The sequence below is a fragment of the Microbulbifer maximicatervae (SeqCode) genome, from assembly GCF_052467325.1.
Map to the genome: position 1 here is coordinate 4,675,579 of NZ_CP174310.1, position 20,325 is coordinate 4,695,903.

Sequence of the window (20,325 nt, forward strand, 5' to 3'; positions counted from 1 at the left end):
CGAATTATTATGCTGATTGGCTTTTTCCAGAATTTACGCCGCTATAAATTACCGGTAACCATCACCGAACTGCTGGCCCTGCTTGAGGCATTACAGCAGCGCCTGGTGTTTGCCGACCTTGAGGAATTTTACTTCCTTGCCCGCGTTTGCCTCGTCAAGGACGAGAAGCACTTCGATAAATTTGATCGCGCTTTCGACGCCTATTTTAAGGACCTTGAGACCCTCGACGACATTGTCGAGCAATTGATTCCCGAGGACTGGCTGCGTGCAGAATTTATGAAGCAGCTGAGCGAAGAGGAAAAGGCCCAGGTGCAAAGCCTCGGTGGCTTGGAAAAACTACTGGAGGAATTTAAAAAGCGTTTAGAGGAGCAGAAGAAGTGTCACAGCGGTGGTAATCGCTGGATTGGTACTGGCGGCACCAGCCCGTTTGGCAATAGCGGTTATCATCCCGGTGGTATCCGTGTGGGCGGTAAGGGGCGCAATCGCTCGGCGTCAAAGGTATGGGAGAAGCGCCAGTTTAAAAATCTGGATGACAGCATCAGTCTGGGCACCCGTAATATCCAGGTGGCTCTGCGCAAGCTGCGCAAATTTGCCCGCACCGGTGCCGCAGAGGAACTGGATCTGGATAACACCATTTCCTCTACTGCACGCAACGCCGGGTTACTGGATATTCAAATGGTGCCGGAGCGACATAATGCGATTAAGGTGCTGATCTTCTTCGATGTAGGGGGCTCTATGGACCCCTATGTGCGCGTCTGTGAAGAACTGTTCTCCGCCTGTCGTTCCGAGTTCAAGCATCTCGAATATTTTTATTTCCACAATTTTGTTTACGAACATGTGTGGAAAGACAACCAGCGGCGCTATAGCGAAAATACCTCGCTGCTGGAAATACTGCGCACCTATGGCAAGGACTACAAAGTTATTTTTGTCGGCGATGCGTCTATGGCGCCCTACGAAATTACCAGTCGTTTCGGCAGTGTCGAACATATGAATGAAGAGCCCGGTGCGGCCTGGATGGAGCGTGTTACCGATACCTACAGTAACCTGATCTGGTTGAATCCTGTAGGAGAGGAGTACTGGCAATATACTCCCAGTATCGGTATGACCCAGAGACTGGTGGACGGGCATATGTATCCGATGACCCTGGAGGGATTGGATCGAGCCATCGCCTATTTGGTTAAAGGGCGTTAAAAGGCTGATCGCTTTTTCAGGTAGCACCTTAGGTGCTACCTGCTATTCCTCCGTGGGATTTCGTTAGTTGCTCAACTAGAGAGAGAAGCGAAAAATCGCTTTGTGGAGTCATTATCAATGAGAAACCAGAGGGTTTCTCTATCTCTTTTCCCCCAGTATCAATCCCATTTTCTACGATAGAAAATAACGGCAGATGACACTGGGGGGCGCCCCAAAGCCCTGCAATAGCGGTTAAACCCAATAGTCGCTGGCGATTTTTTTGTACTTTGCTGGATTCACTATCGGTCCCTTTCTTAATTGCGGTTGTGGGGGTGGTTGGTACTAGTAAAACGCTACTGTTGTCCGGTAGTAATGTTTCCATCAACTTGAACCACTGTTGTCGTTTTTCGTTGGCCCAGGATATCTCATCGTCGGTAATTGATAGGGCCATAGTAATTCTTGTGGCGATGTCCTCTGAAAATACCGGCCGGTATTTTCGCAACCAGTCTCCGTGAGTATTGGCGATGGCGCGGCCCTGCAAAATTCTGAATACATCCGCCAGTTCGCCCAGTAATTCAATGTCAGACAGGTGTTTAATCTCGCAGATAGGAAATTGATTATTTAATGTGGGAATAAATTCCTGGATTGCTGATTGAATAGGCGTATCTGCCAGTTGACTTATCTCGGGGCAAGTAACCAGGCGGGTTACTTTATTTGCGGATAAGTGCTGTGACGGGATTAGAATTTTGCCGACGTCTACAAGTAATGAAGGAGTTTGACTAAACCAACCGACAGTATCAAAGCAGGGTGCTAAACCGATAACACCGTCGGTAGGAATAAGTGAGTGACTGGTTCGAATGCCGAATAAACCACAATAGCTTGCAGGTACCCTCACCGATCCGCCGGTGTCGGTGCCTAAGCCAATATCGGCTGTTCCTGAGGCCACGGCGGCGGCCGATCCCATAGAGGAACCCCCACAAAAATAGCCGGGCAGTTTAGGGTTGTCAGCAGAACCGTAGTGTAAATTACTCCCCTGCATGCTGTAGGCGAGTTCATCAAGGTGGGTAAACCCAGTAAAGGTTGAGCCGGCCTCCAGTAATTGCTGCAAGCTAAGTGCGGTTTTACTGGCAGGAGGGTGAGTATTGAACCACTCGGGGCTGCCTGCCGTATTTTTCTCCCCTTTCAATTGAAAGAGATCTTTGACCGCTAAACGCACGCCTGTTAGCGGCCCGGAATCTGATAACGTTAAAGAGCGAGGTCCGTGCTCGCAAAATACGCCTTTTATGGGTTGGCTCCCTTATTTGTCATTGCCGCTAAAATGCTTCGGTGGTACACCGTCGTGATCGGCGGTGATGCTCAGTTCCTCCTTGGTGGTTTCGCCCACCTTTACGTGAACCTCTTCTGCACCGTGCATCCAGTCCACCAGTTTCTCGCGAATAAAATACAGGATAATTCCGGCAATAATTGCGGCCAGGGATACTCCGCCAAAGGTTGCGAGTGGACCGGATACACCAACGAGTTTACCGATCTCTGCGGCTCCTTTGTTGGCAATACCAATAAAGGCAAACCAAAGCCCCATCATCAGGGATAAATAGCGCAGCGGAGATAATTTAGTTACGACAGAGAGCCCAATTGGCGATAGGCAAAGTTCGCCAATGGTGTGGAAAATATAGGCAAATACCAACCACCAAATACTCGCCTTAATGGTCTCTGAATCGCCAATTTGCAGGGCGGCACCGCACATGGATAAGAAACCCACGCCGAGAAAAACCAGTCCCAAACTGAATTTGGCCGGTGAGCTGGGTTCCCGGTCTCCCATGCCTACCCAGATACTGGCTATAATCGGCGCGAGGATAATAATAAACAGAGGGTTTACCATCTGCAGCCAACTGGCTGGAATCTCCCATCCCAGTACATTCAGGTCGGTTCGATATTTGGCGAATAAGTTCATTGAGCCGGCAGCCTGCTCAAAGCCGGCCCAAAAAATCACGATAAACACACCCAGCACCAAAATAACTTTGATGCGGTCGCGCTCCTCTTGAGTCAGTGGGCGGCGCTTATCGACGTCCTCATCTTTCTTGTCTTTCAGTTCCAGGTGCGCAGAAGGTTCTACTCCGATTTCTCCCAGGTAGCGCTTGGCTTGGGTCATCTGCAGGATTAGGCCGGCTAACATGCCAAGGCCAGCGACGACAAAGGCCAGCTGGTAATCCACCTTTTCTCCAATCCAGCCCACCACCAGGTAACCGAGGATAGAGCCCAGGTTGATGCCCATATAAAAAATGGTAAAAGCGGTATCCCGGCGGTGGTCACCTTCCTCGTAAAGGTCCCCGACCATGGTAGAGATATTTGGTTTGAAGAAACCGTTGCCGATAATCAGCAAGGCCAACCCGATCCACAGCATATAAATTTGACTGCCATTTGGCAGCCAACCGTGGGGGAATCCCAGGGCGAACTGCCCCAGCATCATCAAGGTGCCGCCGAACATAATACAGCGGCGCTGGCCCCAGCGATTATCTGCCATCCAACCGCCAATAATGGGGGTCAGGTACACCAGCATTGCATACCAGCCCAGGTAGCTGAGGGCTTTGGATTGCAACTCGGTATCGGTCAGTTGTTCCCAGCCGAAGACTGCGGCAGTCGCTGTAGAGGTCAGGTAGAAGACAAAAATACCACGCATGCCATAGTAGCTGAGACGTTCCCACATCTCAGTACCAAACAACAGGAAGAGTCCCTTGGGGTGGCCAAACAGCTGGCCTGCGCTGGCGGGGGGCTTGGGCTTGATCTCTTGCATAGTACTGCTCGCAAGGTATGACCCTGAGGAATTGCACCAGCAGTAAAGGCCGTGCCCCTCAGAAGAAGTGCTATTCGCACCAGTATAGATGAGCGCCACAATAAGGTTTGATAGCCCTGCGGTGCTCAGGGGGTATAATCCCGCGTTTGCCATTGCTGTACGAATTATGAGTCACACCGAAGCAGAAAAAGTACTTGGGGCGCTGCAGGCCCGAATCTCCGCGACCATGGGGCGTGACCGCTATGGGTTGCGCAGGACCGTCAAAAATGTGCGCCGGCGCCAGAAAGAGGGCAAGCCGGTAGATCGCATGTTGGCCCAATTGGAGCAACAGCTCCAAGCGTCTGAGACCCTGGTGGAGGAGCGCCAGCGCAAGTTGCCGGAAGTGCAGTGGCCGGAGGCGTTGCCAGTGGTAGCGCGGCGAGAGGAAATCGCCGAGCAGATCGAGAAAAATCAGGTTGTAGTGATTGCCGGTGAAACCGGTTCTGGTAAAACCACTCAGTTGCCAAAAATTTGCCTGTCACTGGGTCGGGGAATTTACGGCCAAATTGGCCATACTCAGCCGCGCAGGATTGCCGCGCGCACTGTAGCCAATCGAATTGCTGAGGAGCTGGGGCAGCCCCTGGGAGAGTCCGTCGGTTACCAGGTACGTTTTACCGATCACAGCAACGAGCATACCCACGTCAAACTGATGACGGACGGTATCCTGCTGGCTGAAATTCAGCGCGATCCCCTGTTAAATAAATACGATACGCTGATTATCGATGAAGCCCATGAGCGCAGCCTTAATATTGATTTTCTATTGGGTTATTTGAAAACCATACTGCCCAAGCGCCCTGACCTGAAACTGATAATTACCTCGGCTACCATCGACCTGGAAAAATTCTCCCGGCACTTTGGCGATGCGCCGATTATCGAGGTTTCCGGTCGTACCTACCCGGTAGAAGTTCACTATCGCCCCGCAGCGGATACGGATGCAGATCTCAACGAGCAGGTGGTCACTGCTGTGGAGGAGTTGCTGCACGAGGAAAAGTCCAGCAGCCGGCGCGGTGGGGATATCCTGGTATTTATGAGCGGCGAGCGGGAAATTCGCGAGTGCGCCAAGGCTTTGCGCGATGCACAGATAGCGCAATTGGAAGTGCTGCCCTTGTATGCCCGCTTGAGCCTTGCGGAGCAAGCCAAAGTTTTCCTCGGCCATAAAGGCCGTCGCATTGTACTCGCTACCAATGTGGCAGAGACCTCTATTACTGTGCCCGGTATCCGCTATGTGATCGACCCGGGTACTGCACGAGTGAGCCGCTACAGCTACCGCAGTAAAATTCAGCGGCTGCCTATAGAGCCGGTTTCCCAGGCCAGCGCCAACCAGCGTGCCGGTCGCTGTGGCCGTGTCAGCGCCGGTGTTTGTGTGCGCTTGTATGAAGAGCGGGATTTTGAGCAGCGCCCGGAATTTACCGATGCGGAAATTCTGCGCACGAATCTGGCCGCAGTCATTCTGCAAATGTTGCAGTTGCGTATCGGTGATATCCGCGAGTTTCCATTTGTCGATCCGCCGGACCCACGACTGATTAATGACGGCTATAAATTGCTGCAGGAATTACAGGCGGTAGATGAGCAGGGCCGGGTCACTAAATTGGGACGATCCCTGTCAAGATTGCCTTTGGACCCGCGCCTGAGCCGCATGTTATTGGCCGGGGCAGAAAATGGCAGTGCGCGGGAGCTCTTGATTATTGTTGCCGCCCTGGCCGTGCAGGACCCACGCGAGCGCCCGGCAGAAAAACGTCAGGCTGCCGATGAAAAGCATCGTCAGTGGCAGCATGAACAATCGGATTTTTTGTCCTTTGTCCAGCTGTGGGATGCCTTTGAAGTCCAGCGTCAGGAGTTGAGTCAAAATCAGTTGCGCAAGTGGTGCCAGAAAAATTTCCTGTCCTGGCTGCGTATGCGCGAGTGGAGAGATATCCACCATCAGTTGCGTGTGGCTTGTCGCGATCTCGAAGTTAAAGAAAACAAAGAACCGGCGGAATACGAAGCGATACACCGGGCCATCGTGATGGGATTGCTGGGCAATATTGGTGCGCGGGATGAAAACAAGGAGTTTAACGGCTGCCGAAATCGTCGTTTCCATATTTTCCCAGGCTCTGGTCAATTTAAAAAACCTCCCCGTTGGGTGGTGTCTGCCCAGTTACTGGAGACCAGCCGCCTGTTCGCCCATACCGTAGCCAAGGTCGAACCCGAGTGGATATTGGCCGCTGCGCAGCATCTGGTTAAGCGCAATTATTTTGAACCCCATTTTGACGCTCGCTCCGGGCAGGTGATGGCCTTTGAGAAGGTCTCCCTTTACGGTTTGGTGCTAGTGGAAAAACGCCGAATTCCCTACGGCAAACTGGACCCGCAAACTTCTCGGGAAGTGTTTATTCGCCAGGCGCTGGTGGAGCAACGCTATCGCGGTAAGGGGCGATTTTATAAGCACTATCTCGACCTGTTGAAGTCCCTGGAAGAGCTGGAAGCCAAATCCCGTCGTCGGGATATTTTGGTGGATGATGAAGTGGTGTACCGCTTCTTCGATGAGCGTATCCCAGCGGATATCGTCAACCTGGCTGGATTTGAGCACTGGCGCAAGAAAGCGGAATCCAGCGATACACAGCTGCTGTTTATTCCCCGCGACTTATTGATGCAGCAGAGTGCCGATCATGTGGGAGAGGCCCAATTCCCTAATGAGTTGCAGGCGGGCGGTATTGTCTATCCGCTCAGCTATCACTTTGAGCCTGGCAGTGTGGATGATGGCGTCAGTATACAGGTGCCGGTTGCAGCACTGCACCAGGTGCCGGCAGCTCGCCTCTCCTGGTTGGTGCCGGGCATCTTGCGGGACAAGTGCATCGCTCTGGTAAAAGCCCTGCCCAAGCAGTGGCGCAAGTATTTTGTGCCAGTGCCGGCTGCGATAGATAAGGCTTTGCCCCGACTGCGTGCAGACAATACCCCGTTGTGGCAGTCGTTGGCTCTGGAGCTGAAGCGCCAGACAGCACAGCAGCTGCCAGATGAGGTGTGGGAGTCTGCGGAACAGGCCCTGGAAGATTATTACCGTTTCAATATCCAGGTAATGGATGAAGGCGGTAAATTGCTGGATCAAGATCGGGATTTGGCCCTATTGCAGGTGCGCTACCGGGATCGGGTACAGCAGGGGCTGGCAACAGCTGGCGACAGTTTTGAGCGGGAGGGTATTTCCCGCTGGGACTTCGGTGATCTTCCAGAGACCCATACCCTCAACCAGGGTGGGCTCAAGGTGCGGGCTTACCCCGCACTGGTTGAAGGAAAAGACAGTGTCTCCCTGAAGCTACTGGATAACCCCAGCGAGGCTCGCAGGCTTACTCGTGCCGGTATTTGCCGTTTGGCTCTGCTGCACTTGCCGGAGAAGGTGAAGTATCTGCGCAAAGAGCTGTTGCGAGGCAAGGAGCTGGGGCTTTCTGCAGCAGATTTGGGGCGTCGTGAGGAGGTAGCTGACGACATATTGATGGCAGCTGTCCGCGAAGTTTTCTGGCCCAAAGAGGAGTTGCCTCGCACCGAAGCTGAATTCCTGGCCGCTTTGAAAAATGACGGTGACTTGGTGGGGGTGGCCCAGGAGATTGGTGATCTGTTGGTCAAGGCCCTGGCCCAGCTGGTGCCACTGCGCAAACAAATCAAGCAGCAGAAAAACCTGGCAGTCGCAATGGCGGTGGGGGATATCCAGCAGCAACTGGCTGGGCTCTTCTACCGAGGATGCCTGTTTGATACTCCGCTGTCATGGCTGCGCCAGTACGGCCGCTATCTGAAGGCGATCGCAATGCGCTTGGAAAAGGCTGCTCTCGACCCTAACCGTGACCGAAAACTGCAAGTTGAATACCAGAAGGCGGCGGAGCCTTACTTGGCGCAAGTGGAGAAATATTCACCCAGAGAACTCTCTGCAGAGGCAGAATTGCGTGAGTTTCGCTGGATGTTGGAGGAATTTCGTGTTTCCTTATTCGCGCAGACTCTAAAAACCCTGATGCCGGTGTCATCCAAGCGCTTAAGCAAGTCATGGGCAGAAATTGATGGGAAAGGTTTGCTTGGTTGATTTTCTCTATGGAAAAGAGATCACAAAAAAAATTTTGATCAAGTGTAAGAATTTGATGGAGAGCCCGACAGAAGTACTGAAAGCAGGCCTGGAGCCCAGAATGACCCCTTGATACCGGTTATTTTGTGGCGGGTTCTATTCAATGACTGATTTTTGTTTCGCAGCATTATACTTCTGCGGAGTGGAAAAAAGTCTCTTGTACTTTTTATTGCTAAGGACACCTAGTTAGGAGATTCACTATGAACAAGAAGCACCTTTCCCCTGTAGCCGCCGCAGTTGGCGCAGCGTTTATCGCCACTGCCGCTATGAATGTATCTGCTGCCAACAGCAATGCTAACCCCTTTGCCGCAGCAGACCTGAGCTCAGGCTACAACGTGGCGCTGGCTGATCACGATGGTGATGATAAAAAGAAAGAGGGTAAGTGCGGCGAAGGCAAGTGCGGCGAAGGTAAGAAAAAAGAAGGCAAGTGCGGCGAAGGTAAGTGCGGCGAAGGCAAGAAAAAAGAAGGTAAGTGCGGCGAAGGTAAGTGTGGCGGGTAATTTTTCGCTGTACTCAAAGAGGGTGGATACGCTTTAGCGATCCACCCTGTTTTTTATTGATCGCTGAAAAAAGTGAGACCTGAAAGTGTTGCGCGAGTTTTCCGTAGAAGGTGCTGGGTTTGGATTGCGCCGCTCAATGATGGGTGAGAACCTTGATACAGATGCCGTAGATTTTCTGGAGGTAGCGCCTGAGAATTGGATTGGTGTTGGCGGTCGCTATGGGCGCTGGTTTAGGGAATATACAGAACGTTTTCCCTTTTTACTTCACGGTTTATCTCTCTCGATTGGTGCACCAGAACCATTGGATATGGAATTGGTTGCAGCCATTAAAAAATTTATCAAGCAACACAATATTCGCGGTTACAGTGAGCACTTGAGTTATTGCTCAGATCACGGCCATCTGTACGATTTATTGCCCATTCCCTTTACGCAAGAAGCGGTGATGTATGTTGCCGAGCGAATCCGTATGGTCCAGGACGCACTGGAAGAACGGATTGCAATGGAGAATGTCTCCTACTATGCGGCGCCGGGCCAGGAGATGACTGAACTGGCTTTTTTAAATGCGGTGTTGGAAGAGGCCGATTGTGATTTGCTTCTGGATGTGAACAATATTTATGTAAACTCGATTAACCATCGCTACGATGCGCTGGACTTTCTATCTGCACTACCTACTGAAAGAATTCGCTACGTACATATTGCCGGGCACTATGATGAGGCAGAGGATTTAAAGGTGGACACCCATGGTGCACCGGTTATTGATCCTGTGTGGGAACTACTCGATCGCGCCTACGATATTCACGGTGTGATGCCGACGCTACTTGAGCGGGATTTTAATATTCCGCCAATTCCCAAATTACTTGAAGAAGTAGGACATATTAAAACCATTCAGGCCAGTCACCAGGTGGAAGAGAATTATGTCCTCAGTCGTCGATAAGCCCGAGACATTCAAAAGTGTGCAGCGGGACTTTGCTGCCCATTTGCGCGCACCGGATCAAGTTGCGCCGCCGGCAGAAATTGAGGACCGGCGTGTCGCTATTTATCGAGATTTGATTTACAACAATATTGAATCCTTTGTTGCCAGTGGATTCCCGGTATTGCGCAGTCTTTATAGCGACGAAAACTGGCATCAAATGGTGCGTGATTTTGTCCACAAACACACATCCGTTAGCCCGTATTTTTTGCAGATCAGTGAAGAGTTTCTCTCATATTTACAGAACGAACGGGGAGAACAACCACAAGATCCTCCGTTCCTGTTGGAGCTTGCCCACTACGAGTGGGTAGAGTTGGCTTTAGATGTCAGTGATGTGGAATTACCGGAAGGGCTGGCGATAGAGGGGGATGTTTTACAGCAAGTTCCTGTAGTTTCCCCTCTTGTCTGGAGCCTCAGCTACCGCTACCCAGTGCATCGGTTGGGGCCGGATTTTCAGCCCCAAGAGCCGCCGGAGTTACCGACGTTCCTTTTTGTGTACCGGGATCGTTCCGACAAAGTGAATTTTATGGAGATCAATGCCGTCACCGCCAGATTATTGCAGCTGGTCTCTGCGGGCGATTACACGGGCTTACAAATTTTGGACCAGATGGCCCAGGAATTACCCAATATTAGTCGTGACTCCCTACTTGCTTTCGGTGCTGATTTATTGGAAAAACTACTGAATAAAGGGGTTATTGCTGGTTTAAAGGCTTAGCCGGTGATTGCCTGAAACTCCTTTATCTTTGGCAAATCCCAGCTGCTATGCTGCCGAGGGTAGCTTACGAATTACTAGGGCGTTAGAATCCTTGGTCTCACTAGTTTGATAAAAGAGGAGCAGGGTTGTGCTTGGAAGCAAAACTTTATCGCCCTGGTTAATGGCAACTCTGATAGCTGTTATGCCAGTAGGGGCGCTAGCGCAACAAGATCCGTTTGGTGGTGCAGCTCAAAACCCGGCTGCGGTAGATACCAGCGGAGCAGAGGATGCCAGTGCCGATGACGGGGGCCTGTCTCTCGAGGATGAGTACGGCTTTGATCCTGCCGATGAATTTGGTGGTGCCGAGGGCGAAGATTTATCACTTCGCGACCCCTGGGAAGGTTTTAATCGGGCCATATTCTCCTTCAACGATGGCGCAGATCGCTATGTGTTGAAGCCCGCCGCTGTTAGCTATCGCCAAATTACCCCGATTTTCGTGCAGCATGGTGTCAGCAACTTTTTCGACAATCTGCGTGAAGTTACCAATACCTTTAATGACGTCTTGCAGGGTAAATGGGGACAAGCGGGTAATGACGCCGGTCGTTTCCTGGTGAACTCCACTGTGGGCATTGTTGGCGTTCTGGATGTTGCTCAACATATGGGCCTGGAACAGGGGGATGGTGAGGACTTCGGCCAGACCTTGGCTGTTTGGGGCGTGCCCTCCGGTCCCTATCTGGTTTTGCCACTGCTGGGGCCATCTACTGTTCGGGATACCCCTGCTAAGGTAGTGGATTACTACACTAACCCCTTAACTTATGTAGATCATGACGCAACCAAATATGCTTTGAAGGGGACAGATATTATTCAAAGCCGTGCTAGCCTGCTGCAAGCGGAGTCCCTCTTGCACGGTGACCGTTATGTACTCTTGCGAGATGCATATCTACAGCGTCGCGACTACTTGATTGTCGATGGTGAAATGGATGTTCAAACAGAAGAAGAGGCTGCAGAGGCAATTGATCAGGGTGAGGTGGAAGAAGCTTCCGATTACTGAGCTGTCACCTAAGGCGAATAAGCCTTAGAGCCCTTATATGGCTGGCCCCAGTAGCCTGGTGCTTACCGACGATGAGCGCTCCCGCAATTTTTTGCGAGGGGCGCTTTCGCGTTTTGGCTTCCAGGTAAGTGTTGCCAACAACGGGGAAGATGGCATCGACCAGTTCAGCCCCGGTGCTTTCCATATCGTATTGATTGATCGCTATTTGCCGGATATGAGTGGGCTGGAAGTGTTGCGGCGGATAAAGCGCATAGCTCCAGAAGTGGCTGCGGTAATTATTGCTTCAGATAGCGCTACCGATGATGTACTCCAAGCGATGCGCCTTGGAGCTAAAGACTACCTGGTTAAACCCCTGGAAGAAGCAGCGGCTATTGATCGTATGATCTGCCGTATCAGCGGTGAAGAAAACCTGGCGAAGCAGAACCGCGAATATAAAGTGACCTTGGAGCGTCGCAACAGTGAACTGCGGGATCATGTGGAGCTGCTGCGCAGGGACCAGGAAGCTGGCCGTTTATTACAACAGCATTTACTTCCCCGTACCCCCTATCACTACCCCAGCGGTGTGGAAGCATCCTACCGGCTGGTTCCCTCCCTGTACCTGAGCGGTGATTTTGTTGATTACGGCTTATTTGGTGAGCGCTTTGTAGCCTTTTATCTGGTCGATGTGTCGGGCCATGGTGTCTCTTCTGCGCTGGTTACTGCCCTGATTAAGCACAGCATTATGCATCGCTTGCGGGAGCGCCCCTTATTTGCCCAGCTGGACTCTCTCAGTGATGACTTATTGGATGTCCTTAACCTGGTCAATGGGGAGTTGTTATCCACAAAATTGGGCAAGCACGCCAGTATGTTTGTCGGGGTTGTGGATAGTAGTGCCCGGCAATTGCACTATGCCGTCGCCGGGCAAATACCGATGCCGGCCCTGGTTAGTGAGGCGGGTGCAGACTGGTTGCCGGGAAAAGGGCGTCCCCTGGGTATTTTTGAACGGGGTGATTGGCAAGTGATGCGTGCTGAGCTGCCGCCCGCTTGGCGCCTGGTCGCTTGTTCAGACGGTGTACTTGAATTATTACAGGGCGATCTGCTCGATAAAGAGGCCCAGCTTTTGCAGGCTATTTCAGAGAGTGGGGGAGAACTCGACAGGCTTTGTCAGTCTCTAAAAATGGATACTTTTGGTGCCCTTCCGGACGATATTACGATTCTCACTTTAGGCCGCCAGTAATGCCCAAAACTTCTATCGATAGTCTTCGACTATGAAGTCGAATTTTGTGCTTTATCGCACTTGTCAGTCTGCATAGTCAGGAGTAAGCTCCGCCCACTTTATGCACAAAATTGCACTAGGCGCCAAAAACGTCAAATGCTATTGTGTTCTCTACCAGTGAACTTTTGCCATCCGCCTGCACTTCTATCAAAAGGTGTATTCGGGTGAGCCAGGGGTTGTTATGCAGTCCGGGCAAATTATGGTTGGGGCCCACCAGGGCATCTACGTCATCAAGTTAGTAGGCGATGTTCGTCTCAACCTTTGTACCTCATTTGATAGCTTTATCGACAACATGTTTGCACGGGGTGACTTTGCCGGAGTGGCATTTGATCTCGGTGGTGCAGAAGGTGTTGATAGTACGACCCTCGGCCTGATGGCGAAGATTGCTATTCGCGCTTTGGAGCGGGGCTGTGATAAGCCGCTGGTATTCTCTGCGGGTAAAGGTATCCGCCATCTATTGGACGCTATGGGCTTTGATTCGTTGGTTGAAATCAGCGATACGGTCCACGATATGAGCGTACCCACCACGCCTTTGGTATGTAATAGCCCCGACGAGTGTGCTGCGCGGGAAAAGGTGCTGGAAGCTCACCGGGTATTGATGAGCATGAACGAGCAAAACGCCGAGACTTTTCGCGACTTGGTACATACCCTGGAGCGAGAATGTTCCCCGGTTGCCAAATCTTCGGCGCATTATCACTAGCGCTTATTCTCTTCTAATCCCCAGTTCTGGAAATCTCCCTTTCTTAGCAACGCTTCATATCCCTCGCTTCGGCGCGTGCCTTGGTGAAGAGTCCGTGTGGCAGATAAATTAGCTCTGCCACCCTGCGAATCAGGTGCTCCTCGAAAGCCTCGATAACATCATCTGAAAAAGCTACCTGCCACATCTGCAAAATCAGCAGGTATTTATCTCTCTCGCTGAACTGTTCATTCACCGCCTGGGTGAACTCGAACAGGGATGTGGCTCTGTCCCGTTGGCCAATAGCTTCACTGACTATTTCTGTGGCACTAGTCTGGTCGAGAGAGTAGTGCTGGCATAAGAGCTGTGTGAGCGTTTCACGCTCACACTCATCGAGCTTTTGATCGACAGTGGCGACCTCGACTAACAGCGCAGCGCTGATCATCCGCACGTCTTTTTCATCACGTGCTTCAACATCAACACTATTTCCTATCTGCTCAAACAGTTTACGGATTTGTTGCAGCATGAATTTCCTGCTGTCCCTTTACTCGGTTCTGTAACAATAGCTCTAAACGTTCCTGATCCTTCACAAAGTTCCGGATGCCATCGGCAAGCTTTTCAGTGGCCATGGCATCGCTATTCAATTGAAAGCGGAATTCGGCTTCAGCCAGATCCTGTGTCGGCCGGGATTTGGATGCGGGTACTGGTGGCAGGCCAGCAGCGAGAGGTGCCTCACTGTCCTCCAGGGCTTGTAACAGCTGGGGGCTGATAGTCAGTCGGTCGCAACCAGCCAGGGCCTCAATCTCTCCGGTATTGCGGAAGCTGGCGCCCATCACAATGGTTTTGTAATCCCGGGACTTGTAGTACTCATAGATATTGCGCACCGAGATTACGCCCGGGTCCTCTTCCGCAGGGAATGACTCGCGGCCGCTGTTGGCGATATGCCAATCGAGGATTCGACCGACGAAGGGGGAGATCAGAGTTACCCCGGCTTCGGCACAGGCAATCGCCTGGGATTGACTGAACAACAAGGTCAGGTTGCAGTGGATTCCCTCGCGCTCCAGTACTGATGCGGCAGCAATGCCTTCCCAGGTCGACGCGATCTTGATCAATACCCGCTCTTTGGCAATACCTGCGCGTTCATAGAGGGTGATCAGGTGGCGTGCGTAGTCAATAGTAGCGCGGGTATCAAAGGAGAGGCGAGCATCGACCTCGGTGGATACCACCCCGGGCACCAACTGCAAGATTTCCGTGCCGATGCTGACAGCCAGTTTGATGGCGGCCAGGCGTGCAATATTTTCCGCGTTCGAGCCACCCTGGTGGCTTTCGGCCCACTGAAGTGCCTCGGCGATATGGTTGTCGTACTGAGGGAGCTGGGCGGCCTTAAACAGTAGGGAGGGATTGGTTGTTGCATCTTGAGGACAATATCGGCGAATCGCTTCAATGTCTCCGGTATCTGCTACAACCTGGCTGCGCTGTTTGAGTTGCTCCAACTTGTTCATGGTTCCTCCCTTAATTATTCACTGGTCTACATATTGAAAGCGGTTTAGGCGGCTTGGGTGACCTGGGCGAGTGCCTGTTCAAGCACCTCGGGACCCGCCCCCGGCTTGTGGGCATTTTCGCTCAAATAGCGGCGGAAGCGCCGAGCACCAGGAAGCCCTTGGAATAACCCGAGCATATGCCGGGTGATATGATTCAAGCGCTGTCCGCGCTGCATTTCCTGCTCGATATAGGGCAGCATCTGCTCTACCACCTGGATGGCATCCGGGCCTGTTTCACCGCCAAATAATTGGCTGTCCACCTGGGCCAGGATTGTCGGGGTTTGGTAAGCCGCGCGCCCCAGCATAACACCATCCACGTGGCTTAAATGTTGCTGGCATTCCTCAATTGAATTGATCCCCCCATTAATAACAATTTGTAGCTGGGGGTAATCCTTCTTCAACTGGTAAACCATGTCGTAATTGAGTGGAGGAATTTCGCGGTTTTCCTTGGGGCTTAGCCCCTTTAGCCACGCTTTGCGCGCATGGACGATAAAGGTATCCACACCGGCATTGGCCTGGGCCTCCACGAAGCGGGTCAGGCCTGGGTAGTCTTCCATATCGTCGATGCCGATACGGTGCTTGACGGTAACCGGAATAGATACCGCTTCCCGCATGGCAGTGAGTCCTGCGGCTACCACATCCGGTTCCGCCATAAGGCAGGCACCAAAACGCCCGGACTGGACTCGGTCACTGGGGCAGCCACAGTTAAGGTTGATTTCGCTATAGCCCCATTCCTCGGCGATACGGGCGCATTCAGCCAGTTCTTGAGGGTCACTGCCCCCCAACTGCAGGGCGACAGGTTGTTCAGCTGCATCAAATTGCAAATGTCGCTGTTGGTCACCATGCAGTATTGCCCCGGTGGTCACCATTTCCGAATACAGGCGTGCATGCTTGCTCAATAGGCGCCACATATAGCGGCAATGGCGGTCGCTCCAATCGAGAAGTGGTGCGGTACAAAAGCGATGGGGGCTAAAATCGGACATAAACTACGGTGTAACAGACTAATAAAAACAGAGTAGCCCGCCATTATATGGGATGTAAAACGTATACCCTATCTGGAAGTGCATGCAAGTGAAGGTAATTTCACTCCCTGTAAGCCGTCAATCTAAACTACCCGGACATTTGCTGCGCCCAAATACTTGATTGGTTGCATGGAGAAGCTGATAGCTGCCCTGATGGGCAATAACACTTTATGCCGGGTATCCTCGCGGCAAGGTAGTGCAAAGTTCTTTCTGTTTAAATACCTCTGATAGAAACTCGACAAATGCGCTGACTTTAGCAACCTTGATTCGATTTTGTGGGTACAGTGCATAGATACCAATTATTTCCATTCTGCAAAATTATTTTAGGAGTCTTACGCATGGCATTCATAAATAGCCATTGTTGACGCTTCAAATCTTTAGCGTTCGTAGGTTTTCTATACTTTTTAAGATAGGTTGGGCTAGCATAGATTTTCCGGCATGCGTGTCCAAGAGGTTTCGCGATTAGCCTGGAGTCATCCAATTGCCCCACCCGAATCACCACGTCAAAGCCCTCTTCGATCAAATCGACTTTGTGATTAACCAAGCTCAGGTTCATTTATATTTCGGGGTAAAAGTGCAAAAATTTAGCTAGTGTGGGTTTTAGGATTTGCTGCCCAATTGTAATTGAAGTACCTACTTTAATTGGGCCTCGATGAATCTGCAGGATTTCGGGTTCTGCTGCTTCGGCCAGTATCATCTCTTTTTCAATATGCTTACAGTGATTTAAATACTTGCTACCTGCTTCCGTTAAGGTTTGAGAGCGAGTGGACCGTTCCAGGAGTTTGACTGATAGCTGATCTTCCAGGCGGGCTACTTTCCTGCTTATGTTGGCTTTTGGTATACCTAGTCGGTCTGCCGCTTGGGTAGAGCTGCCTGTTTCCCGCTATCTCTGCTGTAGCCGAAGGGTATGATGTATATACCGTAGTGGATGCTTCTGGTACTTGGAATAGTACAGTGACACAAGCTGCTATGCATCCTATGGCGCAGGTGGGCGTTAAAGTTGCTGCCTGGTCATCCGTGTTGGCAGAGATGATGGGTGATTGGCGAAGTGATCACGGTACGGAACTTGGGGGCATATTAGCTCAACACACTACTTATCGATGGGTATATAACAGCTATCTTACTGCTGCAGGCCAAAAGTAATTTAAAACCCCTCTTGTCTTTATTGGTGGGAGGGGAGTCTATCTATGGTTCACCTTGATAAGAATTTTTCTACATTAATTACCTTTATTGCTCTGATTCAGTTAGTGTATTTTGTACCTGACGTTATTACGATGATTTTGCCTGGTAATAAATTACTTCATGTGATTGCATCAGCAGCCATTATAGTACCTGTCGTTAGCTACTTGATTATGCGGTGATCTTTCTACCTGATTAGATATTTTCACAATAAATGTAGAGAGGGATAATTAATTACTTTGGGGTGGTGTGGGGTGAGTGTTGTTAGAAATAAAGATGTTATTCAAAACAGTTTTAAATATTCCTTTCTCTTTCAGAGGAATTATTTTCTGTTTTAATTGGGGTATCTTTTGTGGGTGAGGAGTGGCCATTGCTGAGTGTAGGGCTCAGTTTTTTTACTATCTTGCGTGCGGTAGCACGATAGCTGGTTAATTTGCCACCCGCTACGGCCAGGATTCGTGGATTCTTATCATTATTACAGCAAATAATTGACTCTCGTGATCGTGCAAAAGGGCTTTTCTCAACCTCAGGGAGTACTCGCAGTCCAGCGTAGCTCTCACAAATGTCTTCCCCATTCAATTCGCGGGCTTGAGTAAAATACTTCTGTATAGCCTGTAAAAGATAACTCTCCTCTTCGAGTGTAGGAGTCACGTCTCGAGGATCCCCAAAATAGGGGCGTTCTGTGGTTCCTACCAGAGTTTTGTCCTGCCAGGGCATTACAAAAATTGCACGTCCGTCATCGGCTTCTACGTAATAGATTTTGTCTCCCAGTGATAGAGGTAACAAAATGTGGGTGCCGGCCACTAAGTCAATAGGGGGAATAGCTACCGGAGGCGTACAGCGAGCGTTGGTGTTGGCTACCCAGGGGCCGCTGCAATTGACCAATGCTCGGGTGCGGAGAGTGTTAAGTTTTCCGTTTGCCACATAATCGATCCGAACATGGTCTCGGGTGACTTCGGCGCCTACTAAACTACCAGGACAAATAATCTGGGCGCCCTGGGCGACAGCTGAAGCTACAACGTCGCGCGTTAAAGCGGCATCATCGGTTTGTGCATCGAAGTAACGAAATACGGCCTTTAGCCCCTTTCTGTTTAAACCCGGTAGGCTGTCCCATTGGGCGCGGGGGAGTTTACGAAAACGGGAGTCGCTGTTACTAAGCCCTGATAGCACGCTGTACAGGCTCAACCCCAGGCGCACTATCCAGGCGGGCCTTTTGCTGTGCTCGTAGACAGGGATATAAAACGGAACCATTCGAACAAGTTCAGGCTTATTATCCAGTAGCCACTTTCTTTCCCGCAGGCATTCATAGACCAGGCGGAATTGACCACTTTCCAGGTACCGCAAACCACCGTGAATAAGTTTTGACGAGCGAGAGGAAGTGGCGGCTGCTATGCCCAGCTGCTCAAGTATGACAACTGAATAATGACTTTCAGCTAATGCTTCAGCCGCTCCGGCACCCTGGATACCAGCGCCGACGACCAGAACGTCAAAATCCGTAGACATCACTCGCTTCCCTGGAGCGCATCAGTAGCGGTAGATTACCAGTGAGGATATGATGAGCGCCCCGCTTGCGCCAGAGTACAGCCTCTTCGGTTGAGTTAATTTCATAAACTACCCATTGCCATGGTCCAGGGGGCAACTCCTCACACTCAACCTGGTTATCGCAAATCAGTAGATATTCTGGCGCCAGGGTAACGATATCTGCAGACAGACAACGGGATACGCTCTTCAACTCAAGGGCCACCCTGTGCCAACCCATATTGCGAGCTGCACGCAGGCTGCGACAGTCCTCGGTAAGGAGTGCGAAGGACTCGCTTTCACTACGCATAAGTTCCATCAGCTTTTCTACTGCCGAGGCAAAACCAGTGGCGGCAATATTTGCTGGAGAGATTCCGATAAACCAATCCAAGTGGCGGTGGCAGCTGGCCCAATCCACTAGCTCAATAAAGCGATTGATCGATTGATGATGCAGCTGTGAATCCCTGAGGGAGTGGAATACCTGTGACTGGTCATTGCCGGGAATATGCAGGCTATCCTCGTGGAAGCACCAGGGGGTACCATCAGCACTGAAGCGAATATCGCACTGGATAGCGCAGGCCCCCAGATTATGAGCCGCTTCAAAAGCGGCGATTGTATTCTCTGGTTGGCGGGTCTTGTCGCCGCGATGAGCAATTAACATGTGAATCTGGTCCGAAATGCGGGTTTTATTGTCGTCTGGAATTGGGCGTAATTTGGCCTTTGCCCCAGAGATGAACCGGACCCTGCCTGGAGCTGGGTCATACAGGAAAAATAGACGGTGCCACCGCTGTTGCAAGGTTCACAGGGAGGAAATGTAAGACTGGGGAGCAATCAGTAAGCCTCTAAGTCTACTGCATCAAGGGGTATTAATGGTTGCCTTGTTGATAAGGCGCCACTCAGACAATTTGTGGTTTCTCCCGCCATTAGTTTCTCTTGTATTGCCGGTAATACTTTGTAGCAATGGATGAACTCTTCATTATGAGGGTGTGAGAGTTTTGATACTGCGTCCTCAGCTTCTGGCAGGATGAAGGTGTTCTAATGAAACGGCGTCCTGATCTCTGGTTTGACTTGTGAACAAAACAAGCTGATATTGCGTTCATTATAAGACGCTCTAAAACCGTTCATTCTTTATGAAGAAAATACTGATTCCCCTTCTGCTCTTGGCCGCTCAGCCAGTGATGGCTGCTATGACTGTGGATAAAATTGTCCTCTACCTTGAGGATGGCCCTAGTGCACGGGACGATGTTCTTGTTAGTAACCCTGATGATGAAACTCTTTATGTCCAGACTGAGATCTTTCGTGTAGATAACCCGGGGCAGGGTAACGAGAGTCGAGTCAGGGTGATCAATCCTGATGAATTTAAACTCCTTGTCAGCCCCGCAAGAGCTGTCTTGGCCCCCGGAGAGAGAAAGCGCTTTCGCTTAATGGCCTTGGATAGAGATCTTGAAGAGGAAAAAGTCTACCGGGTGACTTTTAAACCTGTTGTAGGTGATATAAAGAGTGACAGAACGGCACTAAAAATCCTTGTAGCTTATCAGGCATTGGTATTTGTGCAGCCAAAAGGCGGAGCTTATAAAATTGATTTAGTGGCTGAAGGGGATAATTACCGACTCACGAATAGTGGCAATATTAATGTAGAAGTCGTGGAAGTACGTCATTGTGTGACTGAAGAGAAGTGTGAAAAACTTGAGGCCACCGGTCGGTTATACGCTGGCACCAGTATCGAAGTAACGGGTAAACCCGTTGGCGGTGAGCTGGAAGTTTTACTACGAGGGCAGCAGAGTGAGCGGGTTCGTTTTCCTCTTAGTGGCTAATTAGAATTGGTTGCTTGCCTATAG

Annotated in this window: 18 protein-coding genes and 1 pseudogene; 10 read left to right on the plus strand and 9 right to left on the minus strand. The window is 50.9% G+C overall.

What is annotated here, in order from left to right:
- The first annotated feature begins 9 nt into the window (after positions 1-9).
- Complete coding sequence (locus ACJJIE_RS20890; protein ID WP_444892842.1) at positions 10-1,191, plus strand: vWA domain-containing protein; 1,182 nt, start codon at positions 10-12, stop codon at positions 1,189-1,191.
- A 28-nt stretch (positions 1,192-1,219) separates the two neighbouring features.
- Here ACJJIE_RS20890 and ACJJIE_RS20895 read toward each other — a convergent pair whose 3' ends face one another.
- Both ACJJIE_RS20895 and ACJJIE_RS20900 read right to left on the minus strand, forming a co-directional pair.
- A complete protein-coding gene (locus ACJJIE_RS20895) occupies positions 1,220-2,455 on the minus strand; it encodes an amidase family protein (RefSeq protein ID WP_444894790.1) in 1,236 nt (411 codons plus the stop codon).
- Positions 2,456-2,467: 12 nt separating this feature from the next.
- Positions 2,468-3,961 (minus strand): peptide MFS transporter, encoded by a 1,494-nt coding sequence (locus ACJJIE_RS20900; RefSeq protein ID WP_444892843.1) that lies wholly within the window; start codon positions 3,959-3,961, stop codon positions 2,468-2,470.
- A gap of 166 nt (positions 3,962-4,127) precedes the next feature.
- Here ACJJIE_RS20900 and hrpA point away from each other — a divergent pair, with 166 nt between their 5' ends.
- The 7 genes from hrpA to ACJJIE_RS20935 all read left to right on the plus strand — a co-directional run bounded on the left by hrpA (position 4,128) and on the right by ACJJIE_RS20935 (position 13,251).
- Positions 4,128-8,042, plus strand: a complete 3,915-nt coding sequence (hrpA, locus tag ACJJIE_RS20905; RefSeq protein WP_444892844.1) for an ATP-dependent RNA helicase HrpA — start codon at positions 4,128-4,130, stop codon at positions 8,040-8,042.
- A gap of 239 nt (positions 8,043-8,281) precedes the next feature.
- A complete protein-coding gene (locus ACJJIE_RS20910; protein WP_108731896.1) occupies positions 8,282-8,581 on the plus strand; it encodes an HvfA family oxazolone/thioamide-modified RiPP metallophore in 300 nt (99 codons plus the stop codon).
- Positions 8,582-8,669: 88 nt separating this feature from the next.
- Positions 8,670-9,515, plus strand: coding sequence for an HvfB family MNIO-type RiPP peptide maturase (locus tag ACJJIE_RS20915; RefSeq protein WP_282934581.1), 846 nt, complete (start codon positions 8,670-8,672; stop codon positions 9,513-9,515).
- On the plus strand, positions 9,496-10,266 hold the full coding sequence (locus tag ACJJIE_RS20920) for an HvfC family RiPP maturation protein (RefSeq protein WP_282934164.1): 771 nt from the start codon (positions 9,496-9,498) through the stop codon (positions 10,264-10,266). Before ACJJIE_RS20915 ends, ACJJIE_RS20920 begins: the two co-directional genes overlap by 20 nt.
- Positions 10,267-10,393: 127 nt before the next feature.
- Positions 10,394-11,296: an MlaA family lipoprotein gene (locus ACJJIE_RS20925; protein ID WP_282934163.1), complete on the plus strand. Its 903-nt coding sequence runs from the start codon at positions 10,394-10,396 to the stop codon at positions 11,294-11,296.
- 37 nt (positions 11,297-11,333) lie between these two features.
- Positions 11,334-12,512, plus strand: a complete 1,179-nt coding sequence (locus ACJJIE_RS20930) for a PP2C family protein-serine/threonine phosphatase (protein WP_282934162.1) — start codon at positions 11,334-11,336, stop codon at positions 12,510-12,512.
- Positions 12,513-12,732: 220 nt separating this feature from the next.
- Positions 12,733-13,251, plus strand: coding sequence for an STAS domain-containing protein (locus tag ACJJIE_RS20935; RefSeq protein WP_282934161.1), 519 nt, complete (start codon positions 12,733-12,735; stop codon positions 13,249-13,251).
- 43 nt (positions 13,252-13,294) lie between these two features.
- On the opposite strand, the gene ACJJIE_RS20940 is transcribed toward ACJJIE_RS20935, so the two are convergent.
- The 5 genes and pseudogenes from ACJJIE_RS20940 to ACJJIE_RS20960 form a co-directional block, all read right to left on the minus strand.
- Positions 13,295-13,753 carry a tellurite resistance TerB family protein gene (locus ACJJIE_RS20940; protein ID WP_282934160.1) on the minus strand — a complete coding sequence of 153 codons (459 nt, stop codon included), beginning with the start codon at positions 13,751-13,753 and terminating at the stop codon, positions 13,295-13,297.
- Positions 13,734-14,729, minus strand: coding sequence for a transaldolase (gene tal, locus ACJJIE_RS20945; RefSeq protein ID WP_282934159.1), 996 nt, complete (start codon positions 14,727-14,729; stop codon positions 13,734-13,736). Before tal ends, ACJJIE_RS20940 begins: the two co-directional genes overlap by 20 nt.
- 44 nt (positions 14,730-14,773) lie before the next feature.
- Positions 14,774-15,751 (minus strand): tRNA dihydrouridine(20/20a) synthase DusA, encoded by a 978-nt coding sequence (dusA, locus tag ACJJIE_RS20950; RefSeq protein WP_444892845.1) that lies wholly within the window; start codon positions 15,749-15,751, stop codon positions 14,774-14,776.
- A 292-nt stretch (positions 15,752-16,043) separates the two neighbouring features.
- Entirely contained in the window at positions 16,044-16,346 is a 303-nt protein-coding gene (locus tag ACJJIE_RS20955; protein WP_444892846.1) for a LysR substrate-binding domain-containing protein, read from the minus strand.
- Positions 16,347-16,658 (minus strand): annotated as a pseudogene (locus tag ACJJIE_RS20960) (LysR family transcriptional regulator); the annotation flags it as partial. It abuts the gene before it with no gap.
- Positions 16,659-16,744: 86 nt separating this feature from the next.
- Here ACJJIE_RS20960 and ACJJIE_RS20965 point away from each other — a divergent pair.
- A complete protein-coding gene (locus ACJJIE_RS20965; RefSeq protein WP_444892847.1) occupies positions 16,745-16,933 on the plus strand; it encodes a hypothetical protein in 189 nt (62 codons plus the stop codon).
- Between the two features lie 330 nt (positions 16,934-17,263).
- Here ACJJIE_RS20965 and ACJJIE_RS20970 read toward each other — a convergent pair whose 3' ends face one another.
- On the minus strand, positions 17,264-18,472 hold the full coding sequence (locus ACJJIE_RS20970) for a glycerol-3-phosphate dehydrogenase/oxidase (RefSeq protein ID WP_444892848.1): 1,209 nt from the start codon (positions 18,470-18,472) through the stop codon (positions 17,264-17,266).
- Entirely contained in the window at positions 18,456-19,148 is a 693-nt protein-coding gene (locus tag ACJJIE_RS20975) for a glycerophosphodiester phosphodiesterase family protein (protein WP_444892849.1), read from the minus strand. Before ACJJIE_RS20975 ends, ACJJIE_RS20970 begins: the two co-directional genes overlap by 17 nt.
- Before the next feature lie 469 nt (positions 19,149-19,617).
- On the opposite strand from ACJJIE_RS20975, the gene ACJJIE_RS20980 reads away from it, so the two are divergent.
- Positions 19,618-20,301, plus strand: a complete 684-nt coding sequence (locus tag ACJJIE_RS20980; RefSeq protein ID WP_444892850.1) for a fimbrial biogenesis chaperone — start codon at positions 19,618-19,620, stop codon at positions 20,299-20,301.
- Positions 20,302-20,325: the final 24 nt, after the last annotated feature.